The sequence below is a fragment of the Bradyrhizobium sp. USDA 4510 genome, from assembly GCF_054059095.1.
This window is the reverse complement of sequence record NZ_JBSSBT010000001.1, coordinates 6,154,230-6,173,623: the sequence shown is the minus strand read 5'-3', so window position 1 is coordinate 6,173,623 and position 19,394 is coordinate 6,154,230. Positions and strand designations below refer to the sequence as shown.

The following is a 19,394-nucleotide window of genomic DNA, read 5'->3' as shown; positions in this document are numbered from 1 at the left end:
TGACGTCGACGCGTAGGTGCTACGCCTAAGCCACGTTCTGGTCGAGGATGTCCACCGCGCCCTGCAGGTCGACCGACACCAGCTGCGACACGCCGCGCTCGGCCATGGTGACACCGAACAGCCGGTTCATCCGCGCCATCGTGATCGGATTGTGCGTGATGATGATGAAGCGTGTCTCGGTCGAGCCGGTCATCTCGTTCAGCAGGGTGCAGAACCGTTCGACGTTGTGGTCGTCGAGCGGCGCGTCGACCTCGTCCAGCACGCAGATCGGCGACGGGTTGGTCAGAAACACCGCGAAGATCAGCGCGAGCGCCGTCAGCGCCTGCTCACCGCCCGAGAGCAGCGAGAGCGTCTGCGGCTTCTTGCCGGGCGGCTTGGCGATGATCTCGAGGCCGGCCTCGAGCGGATCGTCGCTCTCGATCAGATGCAGCGCGGCTTCGCCGCCGCCGAACAGCTCGGTGAACAGCCGCTTGAAGTGGTTGTTAACGGTCTCGAACGAGGTCAGCAGGCGCTCGCGCGCCTCGCGGTTGAGGCTCTGGATGCCCTGCCGCAGCCGCTTGATCGCTTCGACCAGATCGTCGCGTTCGGTGGTCAGCGCGGTGTGCTGGGTCTCGACTTCCTTGAGCTCTTCCTCGGCACGCAAATTGACGGCGCCGAGCCGCTCGCGGTCGCGGCGCAGCTTTTCGAGCTCTTCCTCGACCTGCGTGACCGGCGGCAGCTCCTGGCCGGGTTCGATCTCGGCCATGCCGACGACCGCGCTGGGCTCGACCTCGAGCATGTCGTGGATCTCGCGCTCGATGTCGGCGAGGCGGCGGCGGGTGCCTTCCATACGCTCCTCGGCGCGCGCGGTAGCTTCGCGGGATGAGGACAGCGCTTCGAGCGAGGCCTTGGCGAGGCGATCGGTTTCCGCCATCGCGGCTTCCGCGGTCGCCAGCGCGTCAGCGGCGATGCGGCGATCGCCCTCGGCGTGCTCGATCTCCGTGATCAGCGCGCTGCGCTTCTCGGCGAAGATTTCGGGCGCATTGGCGAGCTCCTCGCGCTCGGCCGACACTTCGGCGATGCGCGCCTCGACGGTCTCGACCTGCGAAGCGGCGCTGGTCTTGCGGTTCTGCCACTCGTTGCGCTCGGCAACGATCGCCTGCACGCGGCGGTCGGCGAGCTCGGCCTCGCGGGCCAGCGCCTGCGCCTCGGCGCGGACTTGTGCCGCGGCCCGGCGCTGGTTGTCGATCTCGGCGCGAACCGCGGCGAGCTGGGCCTCGGTCTCGACACCCGGCGGCAGTTCGGCGAGCGCGGCAGCCGCGCTCTCATATGCGGCTTCGGCCTCGGCGCGGTCGGCGGCGACGCGGCTGTGCGCCTCGGTCAGCGCCGATTTGCGTGCGGCGTGGCGGTTGATCTCGCGCTCGGTGGCGGCATGACGTTCGCGCGCGGCGTCGGCCTCGCGGCGGGCGGCGCGGACGGCTTCGCGCGAGGCACCCTCGGCGGCGGACGCCGAGCGCAATTCCTCTTCAGCCGTCTCCAGCGCCTGGCGCTTGGTGGAGGCATCGATGCGGGCCTGTTCCAGCTCGTGCTCGATGTCGACAAGACGGGCGCGCTCGGCAAGACGGCGGGCGGCGCCGGTCGGGGCATGCGCGTCGGCGACGAAGCCGTCCCAGCGCCAGACGTCGCCTTCGAGCGACACCAGCCGCTGGCCGGTCTTCAGCTGCGACACCAGCGCCGCGCCGCGTTCCTTGGCGACGACGCCGATCTGGGCCAGGCGGCGCGCCAGTTCCGGCGGCGCCTGGACATGGTCGGCCAGCCGCTCGACGCCATCCGGCAGCGCCGGATCTTCGCCGGCCACGCCTATATTGGTCCAGCGCATCGGCGCCGAGGAATCCACCGGCGCATCGAGGTCGTCGCCAAGCACGGCGCCGATCGCCTTTTCATAGCCCTTGGCGACGGTGATGCCGTCGATGATCGGCGGCCACAGATTCTTGGTCTCGCTGGTGACGAGCTTGGAGATGGTGCGGGCTTCCGTCTCGAGCCGCTGCACGCGCTTCTCGGCTTCGGTGAGCGGATTGCGCGAGGCTTCCAGCGTCTGCCGCGCGGCGGCGTGATGCGCCTCGCTGGTCTGCACGGCGGCCTCGGACTCGGCAAGGGTCTGCTGCGCCATCTCCATGGCGGCGGCCAGCGCGTCGATGTCGCCGAGATTGCCGGTCTCCTGCGCGAGCCTGGATTCCTCGGCCTGGACGTTGGCGATCTCCTGATCGAGCCGCGCCAAGCGGTCGCGATGCGTGCGCACGCCGGCTTCGAGCTGATTGCGCTTGGCGGTGAGATCGGCGAGCTGCGTGGTCAGCTCGGAGAACTGGCGCTCGGTCGCGGCCAGGATCTCCTCGGCCTCAGCGACGCGCTCGTCGACGCCGGAGCGCTTCTCGACGCGCGACTTGATCTCTTCCTTCAGCTCTGCGTCTTCGGTGTCGAGCCGCTGCAGCGCGATGTCGGCATCGGAGGTCTGCTGCTGCTCGCGCGCGATGTCCTGGGCGAATTGGGTGAGACGGCGATCGAGCTCGCCGACGCGCTCCTTGGCGCGCTGCTCCTCGCGGTCGAGCATCTCGCGCGTGTTGGTCAGGCGCTGCAGGCCGGCGGCGGCGCGCGCTTCGGCATCGCGCAGCGCCGGCAATTCGGCGGCGCGGATCGCCTGGATGCGGGCGGATTCGGCCTGCTCGCGGGTGCGCTCGGCCATCTCGCGCACGGAGATATCATGGGTCTGCGCGGCGTCGTTGACGTCGGCATTGGCCTCGATCCAGCGCAGATGGAACAGCATCGCCTCGGACTTGCGCACCTTGGCCGCGACCTCGCGGTAGCGGATCGCCTGGCGCGCCTGCTTCTTCAGGCCTTCCATCTGACCGGTGAGCTGGCCGATCACGTCCTCGACGCGGGTGAGGTTGGTTTCGGCCGCCTTCAGCCGCAGTTCCGCCTCGTGGCGGCGGGCATGCAGACCCGCAACGCCAGCGGCGTCTTCCAGCACGCGACGGCGCTGCTCGGGCTTGGCCTGGATGATCTCGCCGATCTTGCCCTGGTGGACCAGCGCCGGCGAGCGCGCGCCGGTGGCGGCGTCGGCGAACAGGATCTGCACATCTCTTGCACGGACATCGCGGCCGTTGATGCGGTAGACTGAGCCGGCTTCGCGCTCGATGCGGCGGGAGATTTCCAAGAGCTGGCTGTCGTTCACCGCGGCCGGCGCCGAGCGATCGGAATTGTCGATCGTCATCACGACTTCGGCGTGATTGCGTGCCGGACGGTTGCCGGAACCGGCGAAGATCACCGCGTCCATGTCGGCGGCGCGCAGCGACTTGTGCGAGGTCTCGCCCATCGCCCAGCGCAGCGCTTCGACGAGATTGGATTTGCCGCAGCCGTTCGGTCCGACGACGCCGGTCAGGCCCGGCTCGATCATGAAATCGGTGGGTTCAACGAACGACTTGAAACCGTGCAGGCGGAGGCGCGTGAGCTTCATGTACACAAATCTCGTTTGGCCGGGCGCGAATCTCCCTGCCGTGACAATACCATGGAAGGCAATGTCGGTGTGTGGGTGAGTTGCTGCGTGCAGCTCTCATGAGCGGCGACAATGGCGATGCGAGCGCGTCAGGGCAACCGCTTGAGCAAGCTTTTCCCAAGGGATTTGCAGGGTTTTATGGCCCTTGCATGTCCTCGATGATTCGCATCGCGCGAATCAGGTTTTCAACAACCAAATGATGCGACGGCTGCGTGCCGTGATCGCAAATCATCCACAATTATCGTGCCTCGACTCGAAAGCGAGCCACGAAGACGTCAGGTTCGCGGGCTCCCGATCAGCTCTTCAGCAGCGGATCGATGTGCTTGCTGAATTCCTCGAACGAGGTCTCGCCCTTTAGCATCTCGCCGTTGACGAAGAAGGTCGGCGTCGAGTTCACCTTCAGCACCTCGTTGGCGTATTTCTGGTCGGCCGCGATCTTGTCGAGCAGCTTCTGATCCTTCAGGCAGTCCTCGACCTGCTGCTGGGTGAGGCCGGCCTGCTTGCCGATCCGGGTCAGTGTCTCGGTGGTGTTCTTCACCACCCAGTCGTTCTGCTGGCGGAACAACAGGTCGATCACGGCAAAATACTTCGGCGCGTCGTCCTTGGCGATACAGCGCGCCAGCATCGAGCCGGCGGCGGCCTTGATGTCGAGCGGGAATTCGCGGAACACGTAGCGGACCTTGCCGGGGTCGATGTAGGTCGACTTGATCTTCGGGAACACGGTCTCGTTGAAATTGGCGCAGTGCGGGCAGGTCATCGAGGCGTATTCGATGATGGTTACCTTGGCGTCCTGCGGGCCGAGCCCCATGTCCGGCAGCGACTGCGGCTTGGCGACCTCGGCGGCGGTCTGCGCGAACGCGTCGGTGATCAGGCGCAGCGGCGACAGGCCGGCGAGGGCGGCGAGCCCGGTCAGCGAGAGAGCGGTGGTGAAAGCGCGGCGCGTGATGATCAAGGTCAGCTCCCGGATTGGCGCATTCACGCCACAATGAAGGGGTCCCGAAAAGAAGCCTTCGCTAGCTTGAAACGGCCATTGTGGCAATGCCGCGGTCTCGCGGCTGGCCCGCCGAAAAGCGTCAATTTCGCTTGATCGAGGCACCCAAACGGGCCAGCGCCGCGCGCAGATCGTCGTCCTCGACGGCCGCAAGGTTGGCCGCCTCCCGGGCCACGGTTTTGGCGTCCGGCGGGCGCGGCCGTACCGGGCGGCTGCGGCGCGAGAGCGGCGCCTGTCGGATGGTCAGGCGGCCGACCGCATGCCAGCCGAAGAAGCGGTTCACCCGTTCCAGGATGACGTCGGAGGAGTGCTGGATCTCCAGCGCCATCGGCCCTTCGACCCGCAGCACCAGCGTCGCCGGCTCCTGCGGCTGTCCCTCCACCGGCCGCGGCCACTGCATCTTCAGCGGCTCGCAATAGGCCGCGATCCGCTCGCCCGCGATCTCGGTCCAGCGCGTCACCAATTCGCGCGCGGCAAAGCCCTGCTTGGCATAGGCGTCGGTGAAGACATCGCTGAGCAGGATCGACAGGGGCTTGGCGCTGATCGGGCCGGGTCTGGACATGGGAGGGTTATAGCAGTGGTGGTGATGTGGCTGAAACCGTGTTCATCATTGTGGCGGCGTTTTCCGTGCCGGGCGAAGAAAGACGTGGATGCCCGGGTCAAGCGCGGGCATGACATGGCGAGATGTGGCTTAAGATGCGTTCATGAGTTCTCGCGCTGCCGCCAAAATCAAATCGACCGATCAGCAGGCCGACCGCCCGGCGCGTCTGCTCGCCTGGTATGACCGGCATCGCCGGACGTTGCCGTGGCGCGCGGTGGCGGGGGAGCGGGCCGATCCGTATCGCGTCTGGCTGTCGGAGATCATGCTGCAGCAGACCACGGTACGGGCGGTCGGGCCCTATTTCGAGAAGTTCGTGTCGCGCTGGCCCGACGTGACCGCGCTTGGGCGTGCCTCGCTCGACGACGTCCTGAGGATGTGGGCCGGGCTCGGCTATTATTCGCGGGCGCGCAATTTGCACGCCTGCGCGGTCGCGGTGATGGGCGATCACGGCGGGGTGTTTCCGGACACCGAGGAGGGCCTGCGCGCGCTGCCCGGCATCGGGCCGTACACCGCGGCCGCGATCGCCGCCATCGCCTTCGACCGCCGCACCATGCCGGTGGACGGCAACATCGAGCGCGTGGTCAGTCGGCTCTACGCCATCGAGGAGGCGCTGCCGCAGGCCAAGCCGCTGATCAAGGAGATGGCGGCGACATTGCTCGGCCCGTCCCGCGCCGGCGACAGTGCTCAGGCGCTGATGGATTTGGGCGCGACGATCTGCACGCCGAAGAAGCCGGCCTGCGCATTGTGTCCGCTGAATGACGACTGCGCGGCGCGCACGCGCGGCGATCAGGAAACGTTCCCGCGCAAGGCACCGAAGAAGAGCGGCATCTTGCGCCGCGGCGCGGCCTTCGTGGTGACGCGCGGCGGCGAGCTTCTGGTGCGCTCGCGCGCGGAGAAAGGCCTGCTCGGCGGCATGACCGAGGTGCCGGGATCGCAATGGCTGGCCGAGCAGGAGGACGCGGCGGCGCTGGCGCAGGCGCCGGACCTGAAGGGCGTCACGCGCTGGCACCGCAAGGCGGGCGTTGTCACCCACGTGTTCACGCACTTCCCGCTGGAGCTCGTCGTCTACACTGCCAGCGTGCCGCCGCGGAGCCGCGCGCCGGATGGCATGCGCTGGGTGCCGGTGGCGACGCTGGACGGCGAGGCGTTTCCGAACGTGATGCGCAAGGTCATCGCGCATGGGCTCGATCTCTGACGATGCGATGAATCACATCATCGGCTCATTTTTTTGAGCATGATTTTTTCGGAAAACCGGTTCCCACTTTTCCGGATCATGCTCTGACCTGCTGACACCATGCTGGCAGCAGGGCTTCGCTATCACCTCCGGAAACCGGAGGCCGCCATGATCGTAACCGCACTCGACCGCATTCCGATGCCGCCCGTCGCAAAGCTACTGGGTTGGCACGTGGTCGACGCCCGTCCGCAGGAGGGCTGGATCAGGATCGTGTTCGACGGCAAGCCGGAGTTTTGCAATCCGGCCGGCTTTATCCAGGGCGGCATGCTCTCGGCGATGCTCGACGATACGATGGGGCCGGCGGTGTTCGTGATGACCGAGGGCCGGCTCTTCACCACGACCATCACGATGACCGTGAATTTCCTGGCGCCGGCAAAACCCGGGCCGATCACCGGCGAGGCGACGGTGACGCAACTCGGCAAGACCATCGCCTTCGTCGAGGGAAAGCTGAGCGCCGCCGACGGCGCACTGCTCGCGACCGCGAGCAGCAGCATCCGCCTGGTGGAGGCGGCGCGCGCGCTGCGATGAAGCCGCGCCTGCATTGGTAAGTCCGTCATGCTGAGGTGCGAGCGGAGCGAGTCTCGAAGCATGCACGGCCACCGGCCGGGCCGTGCACCCTTCGAGACGCCGCTTCGCGGCTCCTCAGAGCCTGACTGAAAAATGGGTGAGTGATCTCAGTGGGGTGTGATTCCATCGGATTTGCAAAGATTCGAGGGAGAGCACGATGCCCTGGACCAAGATCACTCGGGAGCAATATCGGCGGGACGATCTGCGTTATGCAAGCGATATGACCGATGCGGAGTGGGCGGTGATCAGACGCCTGTTGCCGCGAGCGAACCGGCGCGGCCGGCCGCGTAAGACGGAGCTGCGTCGTGTGATCGAAGCGATCCTCTATATCGTTTCGACCGGCTGCCAGTGGCGGGCGTTGCCGCAGGAGTTCCCGCCCTATTCGACGGTGCAGGGCTATTTTTATAAATGGCGGGATACAGGCCGGTGGCAGAGGATTGTCAGCGTGCTTGTCCGACGGGCGCGAAAAAAGCTTGGACGGACACCGAAGCCGACGGCAGCCGTGATCGACAGTCAAAGTGCGCCAACCACGCAAGCTGGCGGACCGCGCGGCTACGATGCAGGCAAGCGCATCTACGGCCGCAAGCGGCATATCGTGACGGATACCAATGGCCTCCTCCTTGGGGTTCATGTTCATCCGGCCAACGTTCAGGACTGCCATGGCGCCGTACCGCTGCTGAAGAACGTGCGGATGAACTTCCCCCGGCTGCGCCACGTCTTTGCCGACCGGATCTACCGCGGAAATCAACTCCTCGACGCGCTCTCAGACTGCGGTCCATGGACTGTCGAGATCGTCGAGCGGCCTCAAGGCGTCAAAGGCTTCCAGCTTCTGCCGAGGCGGTGGGTGGTTGAACGCACATTCGCTTGGTTCGGCAGATGCCGCCGCCTCGCCAAGGACCGAAGCTGCCTGGCTGCTGATTGCACACATCAGGCTCCTGACCCGCAGACTCGCGGCTGCAGCTAAGGTTGGGTGATTTATGAGTCAGACTCTCAGGGTGACGGTGATACATAGTGCGCCGCGCTACAACTCAGCCTGCCCGCTGCACGATCGGCGGCTTGGCGTTCAGTCCCTCGACCTGGAAACCGGCGACGCGCTTGTAGTTGGCGGCGATGTCTTCCAGCTCCTGCTGCGACAGCACGTCGGTGACGACCTTGAAGCCGTCAGGCGCGCGCTCCTCGACCAGCTGCATCACCTGCTCCGGGCCGTTGCGGCGATTCAGCATCACGAGGTCCGTGGTCGCAGGCCGCCGCTCGGCCTCATAGGCCGCGAGTGCCGCCTGCGTCGGGCCATGCGCCAGAATCTCGCGCGTCAGCACGCGCGCATCCAGGATCGCCTGCGAGGCGCCGTTGGAGCCGATCGGATACATCGGATGCGCGGCATCGCCCATCAGCGTGACGCGGCCAAAGGTCCATTGCGGGATCGGATCGCGATCGACCAGCGGATATTCGTAGGCATGCGGACAGTTCCGGATCAGGCCGGGGACATCGAGCCAGTCGAAATTCCAGCTCTCGAACCACGGCAGGAACTCGTCGAGCTTTGCGGTCCGGTTGTAGTCCTCGCGGCGCCATTGATAGGTCGGCGACATGTGTCGCTCGGCGACCCAGTTGATGTCGAACTTGCCGTCGGGGCCTGCCTCCTTCGAGATCGGGTAGCAGACGAATTTTAGGATCTCGTGGCCGGCCATGATCATGGTGCGGCCGGTCAGGAAGGCATCGCCGCGGGTGATGCCGCGCCACAGGATGCGGCCGTTCCAGATCGGCGGCCCCTCCTGCGGATAGAGCTTCTCGCGCACCGACGAATGGATGCCGTCGGCGGCGATCAGCACCACGCCGTCATAGCTGCCGGCGGGCTTGCCGGTGGCGCGATCGATGAAATCGGCGCGGACGCCGTCGGCGGTCTCGGTCCAGCCGGTGAGGTGATGGCTGGTGAGAATGTTCGCAGCCCCCAGCCGTTCGGTCGCGGCATCGAGCAGCAGCTGTTGCAGCCGGCCGCGATGGATCGAGAATTGCGGCCATTTGTAGCCGGCCTCGAGCCCGCGCGGCTCGCTCCAGATCGGCTTGCCGTGCTTTGAGAAATAGGCGAGCTCGCGGGTGCGCACCGCAGAAGCGTCGAGCACATCGTGCAGGCCGAGCTCGATCAGTTCGCGCACCGCATGCGGCAGCACGTTGATGCCGACGCCGAGCGGCCGCAGCTCGGGCACGCTCTCGAAGACGCGGGCCGGCACGCCGATCTGGTGCAGGCTGAGCGCCAGCGTCAGCCCGCCAATTCCGCCACCTGCAATGAGCACAGTCATGAAAAATCCCCTCGATTGGCCATGGTCATCGCACGACGGCACCGCCGCGGGCAAGGTCCGCCGCGCGCGGGGTGGACGGCAAAGGGGGCTACCGCTAACCTCCGCGCCGTCAGAACAAGAACCAGAGCCGCGTTCGCAACGAACCGACAAGGCTCGGAGAGGACAGCAACATGCTCAAGCTCTATTTTGCTCCCGGCACCTGCGCGCTCGCGTCCCACATCGCGCTGGCCGAGGCCGGCACGCCCTACACGACCGAGAAGATCGACTTCAAGACCAACCAGCAGAACAGCCCGGAATACCTGAAGATCAATCCGAAGGGCCGCGTGCCTACTTTGGTGACCGATCGCGGCGTGCTGACCGAGACGCCGGCGATGCTGGCCTACATCGCGCAGACCTTTCCGCAGGCGAAGCTCGCGCCCGACGACGCCTTCGAATTCGCCAGGCTGCAGGCCTTCAACTCCTATCTGTGCTCGACGGTGCACATCTGCCACGCCCACAAGATGCGCGGTCCGCGCTGGGCGACACAGGAGACGTCGTTCGCCGACATGAAGGCGATGGTGCCGAAGACCATGGGCGCCTGCTTCAACCTGATCGAGCGCGACATGCTGAAGGGCCCGTGGGTGATGGGCGAGAATTACACCGTCAGTGACGCCTATCTCTACACGCTGACCCTGTGGCTCGACGGCGACGGCGTCGACATCGCAACGCTGCCCAAGGTGAAGGCGCATCGCGCGGCGATGGAGAGCCGCCCGGCGGTGCAGAAGGTGCTGGCGGAGCAGAGGGCGTAGGGCCCAAAAATTCGGTGTCGTCCCGGGCAAGCGCAGCGCGACCCGGGACCCATAACCACCAAGGATCGTTGTTACGCGACGTTGGGGCCGCAGCCCGCTCTCACAACGCAACCCTGTGGTTATGGGTCCCGGCCTTCGCCGGGACGACGTGTGGAGAGAGCTGGGCTACACCTTCCCCGTCTCCAGCTCGCGTCCGGTCTCCAGCATCAGCTTGCGCAGCCACAGCGAGCCCGGGTCCAACTGGGCACGGGTCGGATAGAACATGTGCTGCTCGTCGATCCCTGGATCGAGCGGCGGCGTCACCGTCATCAGCGACAATTGCTTCGACAGCGCCGAGATCAGCCGGCGCGGCACAAAGGCGACGAGGTCGGTGCGCGCGGTGACGTGCAGCGCCTCGATATAACCCGGCACCACCAGCGCGATCCGCCGCTCGATGCCCTTGGCGCGCAGCCAGCTGTCGATCAGGTCCTCGTCCTGGCCGCGGATGACCACGGCGACATGGCGCGCTGCGAGGAACGCCTCGCGCTTCTTCAGCTTCGTGCCGACGCCGTGGCCGCGCCGCACCGCGAGCGCGTCGCTGTCGGTGTAGAGCCGCTGGCGGTGAAAGCCCTTGAAGGAGTCGCCGATCGAGATCACGAGATCGATGGTGCGGGCGAATTCGGGCGTGAAGATCGCAGGTCCCCGCCACGGCACCACGTCGATGGTGACGTTCGGCGCGATCTGCGTCACCTTCTCCATCAGCGGCGGCATCAGGAGCTCGACCGCGAGGTCGGGCATCATCAGGCGAAAGTGCCGGTCGCTGCGCGCGGCGTCGAAATCGTCGGAGACGAACAGCGCGCGCACCTGGTCGAGCGCATGGGCCAGCGGCGAGCGCAACGCCTGCGCCCGCGGCGTCAGCTCCATCCGCGCGCCGGTGCGCACCAAAAGCGGATCGCCGATCAGGTCGCGCAGCCGCTGCAGCGCGTGGCTGGTCGCCGGTTGCGACAGATTGAGCCGCATCGCCGCGCGGCTGACATTGGCTTCGCGCAGCAGGGCGTCGAGCGCGACCAGCAGATTGAGGTCAAGCGAATTCAAATTCATCGAGTGAATATATATCATACTACCTATCGATTGGAAGAATGCGCGCAGGCGCCGCAGGATTGCGGGCAAGGCGTTTTTCACGAGAGCCGAAGACCGCATCGCGTGAGGAAACGCCTGAAATCAGGGTCTATCAATCGCAAGGAGACGCGCCATGAGCGCAGCCGACAACAAGAAACTGGTGCAGGAGATGTTCGTGATCGCAGGCAGTCCCGATCCTGCGGTGCGCGAGAACTCGCTGTTCATGGCAACGCTTGCCGACGACGCGATCTGGACCGTGACCGGGCAATATTCCTGGTCGCGTACGTTCACCGGCAAGCAGTCGATCATCAACGATCTGCACGGCCATGTCCGCTCGAAACTGGTCGAGCGCGGCCGCACCGTCGCCCATCGCATCATCGCCGACGGCGACATCGTCGTGATCGAGGCCAAGGGCGACAACCTCACCAAGCAAGGTCAGCGCTACGACAACGACTATTGCCTGGTGTTCCGTTTCGACGGTGGTCGGATCAAGGAGGTGCGGGAATATTGCGACTCGGTCCTGACCGAGAAGGCGCTCGGCGCGTTTCCGGCGTAGCGGTCCGCCGCTAACGGGCGGCACAAACGAAGACGGCGCCCATCCGGGCGCCGTCGTCTTGCCGTCGTGTGGATTGGCTTACGCCACCTTGGACTTGAGGTGGCCGAACATGATGTCGCGCGCCGCGTCGTCCATCTCGGCCTTGAAGGTGTGCTTGTCCTTCAGCGCGATCGCGCGCGCCGCCGCCGGCCGCGCCGAGATCTCGTCGACCAGCCGCTTGACGTTCGGATATTTGGCGTAGCCTTCCTCGCCGAAGATGAACGCCGCCATCCGCGCCCAGCCCCAGAACGCCATGTCGACGATCGTGTAGCTGTCGCCGACCATGTAGCGCTGTTTCGCCAGGTGATCGTCGAGGATCTTGTAATGGCGGTGCGCCTCGTACTGGTAGCGGTTGTTGGCGTAGTCGAGATCCTTCGGCGCGAAGTGCTTGAAGTGCACGGCCTGGCCGGAATAGGGGCCGAGGCCGGTCGCGATGAACATCAGCCAGGACAGCGTGGCGGCGCGGTTGGCCGGCGTATTGGCGGGCAGGAACTTGCCGTGCTCCTCGGCGAGGTAGAGCAGGATCGCGTTCGAATCGAACACCAGCACGCCGTCATCGTCGATCGCCGGCACCTTGCCGTTCGGGTTGACCTTCAGGAATTCCGGCGCGAACTGCTCGCCTTTGCGGGTGTCGACCGGGATCGCCTCGAACGGCAGGCCGGACTCTTCGAGGAACAGCGCGACCTTGTTCGGGTTCGGCGCACCGTTGAAATAGAATTTGATCATGAAGGGACTCCCTTGGTTCTTGTAACCGGCGAGATCGGGACGCGGCGGGGAAGGCCGCAGACCGGCTCTCTTGCGCAAATTTCACGCCGCAGCGCAAGCGACGAGTTTGTGAATCAGGGTCGCGTGGCGCGCTGGTCAGCCGGCCCAGAAGAAGCCCAGGATACCCGCGACGACCAGCACGATGCCCGCGACGTCCAGCGCGGCAGCGGAGCGGGTCGCAGCACGCAAATGGGAGACCTGCGCCGCGCGTTCTGATCCCCGTGCGTAGCCATGGACGATGATCTCTTCATTGAACTCGCCATGCGCCTCGAGGGCGAGCGTCAGGCCGACGCAGATCAGCAGGATGCCGAAAATGATCAGGCCGAAGAATCCGAGCAGGCCGATCAGCAGCATCGGAAACATGCCGAGCAGGAAGACCGGCAGCAGCGGCACCAGCAGCAAGTTCTCGGATTGTCTTCGCATCGGCGACCAATCGAAACGGGCAAGTGGTGGGACCGAATCTAGTCCCGCCGTCGCGGCGCAACAAGGCGGGCCGCATTCAAGACGGCGTCATCTTTCCCAACGTGTCATTCCCCGGTGCGCAATTGCGCATCTGAGGGCGCCGGGAAGCGGCGAGCCCGGAATGACGAGGAAGATTAGTCGGCTTGCCTCAGCCCGCCGCCATCTCGGAGCGGATCTCGGCGCGCAGCTCGTCGATCAGCCGCAGGCCGCTCTTGGTCTCGACGTGCCAGAAGGTCCAGCCGTTGCAGGCGCCGGAGCCCTGCGCGACCGCGCCGATGCGGTGGATCGAGCCGACCTTGTCGCCGAGCATGATGGCGCCGTCGGCGCGCACCAGGGCGCCGTGGCGCTTCTTGGCGTCGACCAGCCTGGCGCCCGGCACGATCATGCCGCGTTCGATCAGTTCGGAGAACGCCACCCGCGGTGCCTCGCGCGCGGTCATGAACGGCGCCAGCGTTGCTTCCGGCAGCGGCTCGATCGCGGCGATGCGCGCCTCGGCGGCGGCGGCATAGGCCTTGTCGCGCTCGAAGCCGATATAGCTGCGGCCGAGGCGCTTGGCGACGGCGCCGGTGGTGCCGGTGCCGTTGAACGGATCGATCACGAGATCGCCGGGCTTCGAGGACGACAGCAACACGCGGGCGAGCAGCTGCTCGGGCTTCTGCGTCGGATGCACCTTCTTGCCGTCGCCGTCCTTGAGGCGCTCCTCGCCGGTGCACAGCGGGATCAGCCAGTCGGAGCGTGCCTGCACGTCCTCATTGGACGCCTTCAGCGCTTCGTAATTGAAGGTGTAGCCCTTGGCCTTCTCGTCGCGCGCGGCCCAGATCATGGTCTCGTGCGCATTGGTGAAGCGGCGGCCGCGGAAGTTCGGCATCGGATTGGACTTGCGCCACACGATGTCGTTCAGGAGCCAGAAGCCGAGGTCCTGCATGATCGCGCCGACGCGGAAGATGTTGTGATAGGAGCCGATCACCCACAGCGTTGCCGACGGCTTCATCACGCGGCGGCAGGCCAGCAGCCAGGCCCGGGTGAAATCGTCGTAGGCAGCGAACGACGAGAACTTGTCCCAGTCGTCGTTGACGGCATCGACATGCGACTCATCGGGGCGCTTGAGGTCGCCCTTGAGCTGCAGATTGTAGGGAGGATCCGCGAAGACCAGGTCGACCGAGCCGGCCTGAAGCTTCGACAATTCGGCCACGCAATCGCCAATGACGATGTGGCTCGATGGGGCACTCTCAAATTTAGTGCGGGGCGCCCTTGCAGACGCCCCGCGACGCGACACTACCATGACTCAAGAACTCTGACTCAGGCGACGCTGTCGGCGACGCGGGACTAAACAACCGACTGGCGTCACATTGACCCGGCAAAGTAAAAATCGACTTAATTGGAAATCTTCATGCAAAAGATTGCAGCATCTTTTGCGCGGCACGTCGCGATGCCACCGGCGTTGTGCTGCAACATCAGCGCGTTCGGCGAAAAAATTTGCGGATCATCAAACCGGCACGATTCGCGCGGTAAATTTGCGCTCATTGGCAACCGTTTGCACCGCAAGGGATGCGCCTCTTCCGGACTAGGCAATTATTGCCGGGCAGGATATTGATTAACAGAATGGAAATTTTAAGTTGGAGTGTCCCGCGTCGGGTCGCCGACTGGAATGAAGGGAAACCACCATGCGCTATGATGATTTCCGCCGCAGCGACGACATCGAAGATCGTCGCGATGAAGGCGGGATGGGCGGAGGGGGCGGTGGCGGCTTCGGCGTTCCGATGGGTGGTGGCGGGCTCGGCATCGGCACCATCATCGTGCTCGGCTTGCTCGGCTATGCCTTCGGCATCGACCCGCGCATCCTGATCGGCGGCGCCGAGATTCTCACCGGCGGCGGCCAGGCGCCGACCTACCAGACCGACCGGCAGTCGTCAGGCGGCCAGGCCAAGCGCGGCGCCCCGACCGACGAGATGGGCAGCATGATCGCCGGCATCCTGGGTGAGATCGACGATCGCTGGAGCGAGATCTTCAAGGCCAGCGGGCAGACCTACACCGGTCCGAAGATCGTGCTGTTCCGCAATGCCACGAATGGCGGCCGCTGCGGCATGGCGCAGTCGGCGATGGGACCGTTCTACTGCCCGCCGGACAAGACCATCTTCCTCGACACCGGCTTCTTCCGCGAGGTCGAGACGCGCTTCCGCGGCTGCTCGGGCAACGCCTGCAAGTTCACCGCGGCCTATATCATCGCGCATGAGGCCGGCCATCACATCCAGAACCTGCTCGGCATCATTCCGCGCGTGAATCGGCTGCAGCAGCAGGCCGGCAGCAAGGCCGAGGCCAACGCGCTGCAGGTCAAGGTCGAGCTGCAGGCCGATTGCCTTTCCGGCGTCTGGGTCAACCGCGAGGAGAAGAAGCGGCCGGGCTTCCTCGAGGCCGGCGACATCGACGCCGCGCTGACCACCGCGAACGCGATCGGCGACGACACGCTGCAGCGGCAGGCGACGGGCAGGGTGGTGCCTGATTCCTTCACCCACGGCTCCGCCGCGCAGCGCAAGGAGTGGTTCATGAGGGGCTACCAGCAGGGCACCGTGCAGGCCTGCAACACGTTCGGCGGTAGCTTGTAGCCGTGTGCCGGTAGCGTCATCCCCGGATGAGCGCGAACGCGCTCACTCGGGATATGTTCGCCTGTTGGCGAGCCTCGAAGGATGACGGAGCCCGTGGCCCATCCTGAGGTGCTCGCCCAGTGATGCAAGTGCACCGCGAGGCGAGCACCTCAGGATGTCGTCAGCGGGATGGAAAGAGGTGCAAATGTCCTCACTCGACGAATCCAAATCATTCATCCCGCTCAATATCGCGGTACTGACGATTTCCGACACCCGCTCGCTGGCGGATGACAAGTCGGGCACCACGCTGGCCGACCGTCTCACCGCGGCCGGCCACAAGCTCGCGGCGCGCGAGATCGTCACCGACGATGTCGAGGCGATCAGAGCCGTGATCCGGCGCTGGATCGCCGATCCCGCTGTCGATGCCGTCATCACCACCGGCGGCACCGGCTTCACCGGCCGCGACGTGACGCCGGAGGCGGTCGAGCCATTGTTCGAGAAGCGGATGGACGGCTTTTCGATCGCCTTCCACATGCTGAGCCACGCCAAGATCGGGGCGTCGACTGTCCAGAGCCGCGCCACCGCTGGCGTTGCGGGCGCGACCTTCATCTTCTGCCTGCCCGGCTCGCCCGGCGCCTGCCGCGACGGCTGGGACGGCATTTTGGCGGCGCAACTCGACTACCGCACGCGCCCCTGCAATTTCGTCGAGATCATGCCGCGGCTGGATGAACATCTGCGCCGCCCGAAGGCGAAAGGCGCGAGCGCTTAGCCTCCCTCATTCCGGGGCGTGCGAAGCGCGAACCCGGAATCCAGAGATTGTGGCGCGAGATGCCGGGTTCGATGCTGCGCATCGCCCCGGAATGACGCCGGAGGGTAAAGAGCCCTACAACTCCAGCTCCCAGGTCTCGCCGACTAGGTCGACGCCAAAGCTGTGGTGCTTTTCTTCCTTGACCCGCTCGAAGCCGGCACGGGCGTAGATGCCGCGCGCGGCGACCAGGATGCTCTGGGTCCACAGCGTCATCTTCTTGTAACCCTTCTCGCGCGCGGCGCGGATGCATTGCTCGACCAGTGCGCGGCCGACGCCGAGCCCGCGCGCCTTTTCTTCCACCAGCAGCAGGCGCAGCTTGGCGACCCCGTCGCCGCCGTCGACCAGGAAGACCGAGCCGACCGGCTCGCCGTCGACCTCCGCGATCCAGCAATGCTCGCGCGCCGGATCGAACGATCGCAGAAACTGCGCGCAGATCTCGGCCACCAACGCCTCGTAGCTAATGTCCCAGCCATACTCCTCCGCGTAGGCTTGTCCCTGCCGCGAGACGACCCAACCCATGTCGCCGACGCGATGGCTGCGCAGCAGGAAGCCGACCGGTTTCTCGGCCGGCGGCTCCAGCGATTGCTCGATCGTGCCCATGGCGCGCACCACCGCGGCGCGACGGTCGCCGTCCATCTGCTTCAATAGCGTCCCGACCTCGCTGCGCGAGCGGCAGTCGAGATCGGCGGCAGCAGTGCGGCCCTTGGCGGTGAGGGCCACCTCGTTGACGCGCTTGTCGGCCTTCGATGGCTTCCGCGTCACGATCTGGCGCCTTTGCAGCGCCGCCAGCGTGCGGCTGACGAAGCCGGCATCGAGGTCGAGATCGCGCACCAGATCGGTTGCGGTGCAATTTTCGCGGTGCGCGAGCTCGTAGATGATCCGCGCTTCCTGCAGCGTGAATGGTGAGTGCAACAGCTTCGGCTCGATGATGCCGAGCTTGCGGGTATAGAACCGGCTGAAGCCGCGGACCGCGGCGACCTGGCTCTCGAGCGTGGTGTCATGGAAGTTTGATTTCATCAAGCATATTATTTGACGGAATCAAATAATCCGCAAGCGCTTTGTTCAGGCCACCATGATCCGGCTCCGCAGCATGGTGCGGGAGGAACGGCCGAGCCGGCGCAGCAGGCGCGCCTCGGAGCGGCGGGCATCGGGCCGGTAGCCGCCGATCCGCTCGTAATGCTCGCGCGCGATCAAAAGGCCCTGTTCGGCCGAGGGCCCGGTGATCATCCGGGCAACGAATTTGAGGCCGTCGCGCAGGCCCGGGTCGGTGTAGGGTGCGCGGGCGTAGCGGAAGATGCCGGCGCGGTCCTTGCCGCTGGCCGCCACCATCTGGATGAACTGGGTGGTTTCCTCGATCCAGCCGGCATCGAGCACTGCGCCCGGATGCAGGAACATCAGCCAGGGCGACCGCGCCTGCCGCGCGCCTGCCGCAAGCGCCGCGGCGCGCGTGCCCTCGAAGCGCATGAAACGGCAGCCGGCAACGTCGGCGACGCGCTCCATCACATCGCTGTTGCTGCGGTCGACCAGCAGCACTTCGCGGATGACGCCGGCGGCCGCGCCCGGCACCAGCGCCGCCAATGTTGCGACCGCGGTGCGCTCGACGCCGTCGGTTGGAATGATCACGCTCAGCATGATTTTGAGGCTTCGATGGCTCAAACGGTGGAGAAACTCCGGCCGTGTTATCACCTTGTCATATTCAAAGCAGCCTGTTCGCCTGCAGAATTTTGTAGCAAGGTTTTGTGGAATTTCTCCGTTCATGTTCTTGATTTGTTCTCGTGCCGTGTTAGCTTCAAAGCATGAGCCGAGCATCCTCTCATGCCCTCAAGCACCCGCCGGTAACGGCGCCCTCCGATAACCCGGCGGGTGCACCTTCCCCTTTTCCCGAGCTTGCGGTCGCGATCGAGCGCGAGCGGCGGCGCGGCCGCGGCGCGCAGTCCAACGCCAGCGGCCGCTACGAGGCCGAGGCGCGCGTTGCCTTCGACGACGGCTGGCAGAGCCTCGAGGACCTGCCGCCATTTGCGACCAGCGTGGCGCTCGACACCTCGCGCAAGGTGATCACCCGCAACGACTCGCCCGACATCGGCTTCGACCGCTCGATCAATCCGTATCGCGGCTGTGAGCACGGCTGCGTCTATTGCTTCGCGCGGCCGACCCACGCCTATCTCGGCCTGTCGCCGGGGCTGGACTTCGAATCGAAGCTGTTCGCCAAGCCGGACGCACCCGCGCTGCTCGAGAAGGAGCTGGCGGCACCGGACTACGAGGCGCGGATGATCGCGATCGGCACCAACACCGATCCCTATCAGCCGATCGAGCGCGACCGGAAGATCATGCGCGGCATCCTCGAGGTGCTGGAGCGCGCCGGCCATCCGGTCGGCATCGTCACCAAGTCGGCGCTGGTCACCCGCGACATCGACATCCTGGTACGTATGGCCAAGCGCAATCTCGCCAAGGTCGCGCTCTCGGTGACGACGCTCGACCCGAAACTCGCCCGCACCATGGAGCCGCGCGCCTCGACCCCGCCGAAGCGGCTCGAGGCGATCAAGCGGCTCACGGATGCCGGCATCCCGACCACGGTGATGGTCGCACCCGTGATCCCGGCGCTGAACGATTCCGAGATCGAGCGCATCCTCGATGCCGCCGCACATGCCGGCGCCAGGGAGGCGAGCTATGTGCTGCTGCGGCTGCCGCTCGAGGTGCGCGATCTGTTCCGCGAATGGCTGATGGCCAACTATCCCGATCGCTACCGTCACGTCTTCACGCTGATCCGCGACATGCGCGGTGGCCGCGACTACGACTCGCAATGGGGCACGCGGATGAAGGGCACCGGCCCGATGGCCTGGATGATCGGCCGCCGCTTCGAGATCGCCTGCGAAAAGCTCGGCCTCAACAAGCGGCGGACCAAGCTGACCACCGATCACTTCGCCAAGCCGAAGCGCAGCGGGCAGCAGCTGAGCTTGTTTTAGGTGCCAGCAAAGTGATGATCGTCATTGCGAGGAGCGAAGCGACGAAGCAATCCATGCATCCGAATATGTGGAACAATGGATTGCGTCGCTTCGCTCGCAACGACGGGAAAGGTAAAC

The 19,394-nt window shown here is 65.7% G+C and carries 18 protein-coding genes and 1 pseudogene; 9 read left to right on the top strand and 10 right to left on the bottom strand.

Annotated features, from left to right (window positions below; genetic code table 11):
* Positions 1 to 25 precede the first annotated feature (25 nt).
* The 3 genes from smc to ACVMDN_RS28755 all read right to left on the bottom strand — a co-directional run bounded on the left by smc (position 26) and on the right by ACVMDN_RS28755 (position 5,082).
* Positions 26 to 3,490 (bottom strand): chromosome segregation protein SMC, encoded by a 3,465-nt coding sequence (gene smc, locus ACVMDN_RS28765; RefSeq protein ID WP_253638817.1) that lies wholly within the window; start codon positions 3,488 to 3,490, stop codon positions 26 to 28.
* Between the two features lie 334 nt (positions 3,491 to 3,824).
* Positions 3,825 to 4,481 (bottom strand): DsbA family protein, encoded by a 657-nt coding sequence (locus ACVMDN_RS28760; RefSeq protein ID WP_076830481.1) that lies wholly within the window; start codon positions 4,479 to 4,481, stop codon positions 3,825 to 3,827.
* 121 nt (positions 4,482 to 4,602) lie between these two features.
* Complete coding sequence (locus ACVMDN_RS28755; protein ID WP_028334785.1) at positions 4,603 to 5,082, bottom strand: DUF721 domain-containing protein; 480 nt, start codon at positions 5,080 to 5,082, stop codon at positions 4,603 to 4,605.
* Between the two features lie 142 nt (positions 5,083 to 5,224).
* Between ACVMDN_RS28755 and mutY the strand changes: the two genes are divergently transcribed.
* From mutY to ACVMDN_RS28740, 3 genes and pseudogenes are all read left to right on the top strand, one after another.
* Positions 5,225 to 6,316: an A/G-specific adenine glycosylase gene (gene mutY / locus ACVMDN_RS28750; protein ID WP_076830294.1), complete on the top strand. Its 1,092-nt coding sequence runs from the start codon at positions 5,225 to 5,227 to the stop codon at positions 6,314 to 6,316.
* Between the two features lie 147 nt (positions 6,317 to 6,463).
* On the top strand, positions 6,464 to 6,883 hold the full coding sequence (locus tag ACVMDN_RS28745; protein ID WP_141342976.1) for a PaaI family thioesterase: 420 nt from the start codon (positions 6,464 to 6,466) through the stop codon (positions 6,881 to 6,883).
* 196 nt (positions 6,884 to 7,079) lie between these two features.
* Positions 7,080 to 7,896: pseudogene (locus ACVMDN_RS28740) on the top strand (IS5 family transposase).
* 54 nt (positions 7,897 to 7,950) lie between these two features.
* On the opposite strand, the gene ACVMDN_RS28735 reads toward ACVMDN_RS28740, so the two are convergent.
* Positions 7,951 to 9,216 (bottom strand): flavin-dependent oxidoreductase, encoded by a 1,266-nt coding sequence (locus ACVMDN_RS28735; RefSeq protein WP_141342977.1) that lies wholly within the window; start codon positions 9,214 to 9,216, stop codon positions 7,951 to 7,953.
* 170 nt (positions 9,217 to 9,386) lie between these two features.
* On the opposite strand from ACVMDN_RS28735, the gene ACVMDN_RS28730 reads away from it, so the two are divergent.
* Positions 9,387 to 10,004: a glutathione S-transferase family protein gene (locus tag ACVMDN_RS28730; protein WP_141342978.1), complete on the top strand. Its 618-nt coding sequence runs from the start codon at positions 9,387 to 9,389 to the stop codon at positions 10,002 to 10,004.
* Positions 10,005 to 10,169: 165 nt separating this feature from the next.
* Here the strand turns inward: ACVMDN_RS28730 and ACVMDN_RS28725 are convergent, their stop codons facing one another.
* Positions 10,170 to 11,084: a LysR family transcriptional regulator gene (locus tag ACVMDN_RS28725; protein WP_141342979.1), complete on the bottom strand. Its 915-nt coding sequence runs from the start codon at positions 11,082 to 11,084 to the stop codon at positions 10,170 to 10,172.
* A gap of 151 nt (positions 11,085 to 11,235) precedes the next feature.
* Here ACVMDN_RS28725 and ACVMDN_RS28720 point away from each other — a divergent pair, with 151 nt between their 5' ends.
* Entirely contained in the window at positions 11,236 to 11,658 is a 423-nt protein-coding gene (locus ACVMDN_RS28720) for a nuclear transport factor 2 family protein (RefSeq protein ID WP_057016996.1), read from the top strand.
* 78 nt (positions 11,659 to 11,736) lie between these two features.
* Here the strand turns inward: ACVMDN_RS28720 and ACVMDN_RS28715 are convergent, their stop codons facing one another.
* The 3 genes from ACVMDN_RS28715 to ACVMDN_RS28705 form a co-directional block, all read right to left on the bottom strand.
* Positions 11,737 to 12,423 (bottom strand): glutathione S-transferase family protein, encoded by a 687-nt coding sequence (locus tag ACVMDN_RS28715; protein WP_141342980.1) that lies wholly within the window; start codon positions 12,421 to 12,423, stop codon positions 11,737 to 11,739.
* 135 nt (positions 12,424 to 12,558) lie between these two features.
* Positions 12,559 to 12,885 (bottom strand): hypothetical protein, encoded by a 327-nt coding sequence (locus ACVMDN_RS28710; RefSeq protein ID WP_141342981.1) that lies wholly within the window; start codon positions 12,883 to 12,885, stop codon positions 12,559 to 12,561.
* A 187-nt stretch (positions 12,886 to 13,072) separates the two neighbouring features.
* A complete protein-coding gene (locus tag ACVMDN_RS28705; RefSeq protein ID WP_057016998.1) occupies positions 13,073 to 14,206 on the bottom strand; it encodes a site-specific DNA-methyltransferase in 1,134 nt (377 codons plus the stop codon).
* A 108-nt stretch (positions 14,207 to 14,314) separates the two neighbouring features.
* Here ACVMDN_RS28705 and ACVMDN_RS28700 point away from each other — a divergent pair, with 108 nt between their 5' ends.
* The 3 genes from ACVMDN_RS28700 to moaB all read left to right on the top strand — a co-directional run bounded on the left by ACVMDN_RS28700 (position 14,315) and on the right by moaB (position 16,275).
* Complete coding sequence (locus tag ACVMDN_RS28700; RefSeq protein WP_156436184.1) at positions 14,315 to 14,518, top strand: hypothetical protein; 204 nt, start codon at positions 14,315 to 14,317, stop codon at positions 14,516 to 14,518.
* A gap of 70 nt (positions 14,519 to 14,588) precedes the next feature.
* Positions 14,589 to 15,527: a KPN_02809 family neutral zinc metallopeptidase gene (ypfJ, locus tag ACVMDN_RS28695; RefSeq protein WP_057016999.1), complete on the top strand. Its 939-nt coding sequence runs from the start codon at positions 14,589 to 14,591 to the stop codon at positions 15,525 to 15,527.
* A 184-nt stretch (positions 15,528 to 15,711) separates the two neighbouring features.
* Entirely contained in the window at positions 15,712 to 16,275 is a 564-nt protein-coding gene (gene moaB, locus ACVMDN_RS28690) for a molybdenum cofactor biosynthesis protein B (RefSeq protein WP_076830310.1), read from the top strand.
* Between the two features lie 114 nt (positions 16,276 to 16,389).
* Here the strand turns inward: moaB and ACVMDN_RS28685 are convergent, their stop codons facing one another.
* Together ACVMDN_RS28685 and ACVMDN_RS28680 are read right to left on the bottom strand one after the other, a co-directional pair.
* Complete coding sequence (locus ACVMDN_RS28685) at positions 16,390 to 17,331, bottom strand: bifunctional helix-turn-helix transcriptional regulator/GNAT family N-acetyltransferase (protein WP_076830312.1); 942 nt, start codon at positions 17,329 to 17,331, stop codon at positions 16,390 to 16,392.
* Between the two features lie 45 nt (positions 17,332 to 17,376).
* Entirely contained in the window at positions 17,377 to 17,946 is a 570-nt protein-coding gene (locus tag ACVMDN_RS28680; RefSeq protein ID WP_141342982.1) for a glycosyltransferase family protein, read from the bottom strand.
* A 164-nt stretch (positions 17,947 to 18,110) separates the two neighbouring features.
* Between ACVMDN_RS28680 and ACVMDN_RS28675 the strand changes: the two genes are divergently transcribed.
* The gene (locus tag ACVMDN_RS28675) at positions 18,111 to 19,277 is read left to right on the top strand and encodes a PA0069 family radical SAM protein (RefSeq protein ID WP_141342983.1); all 1,167 of its coding nucleotides are present in this window, start codon (positions 18,111 to 18,113) and stop codon (positions 19,275 to 19,277) included.
* The last annotated feature ends 117 nt before the right edge of the window (positions 19,278 to 19,394 follow it).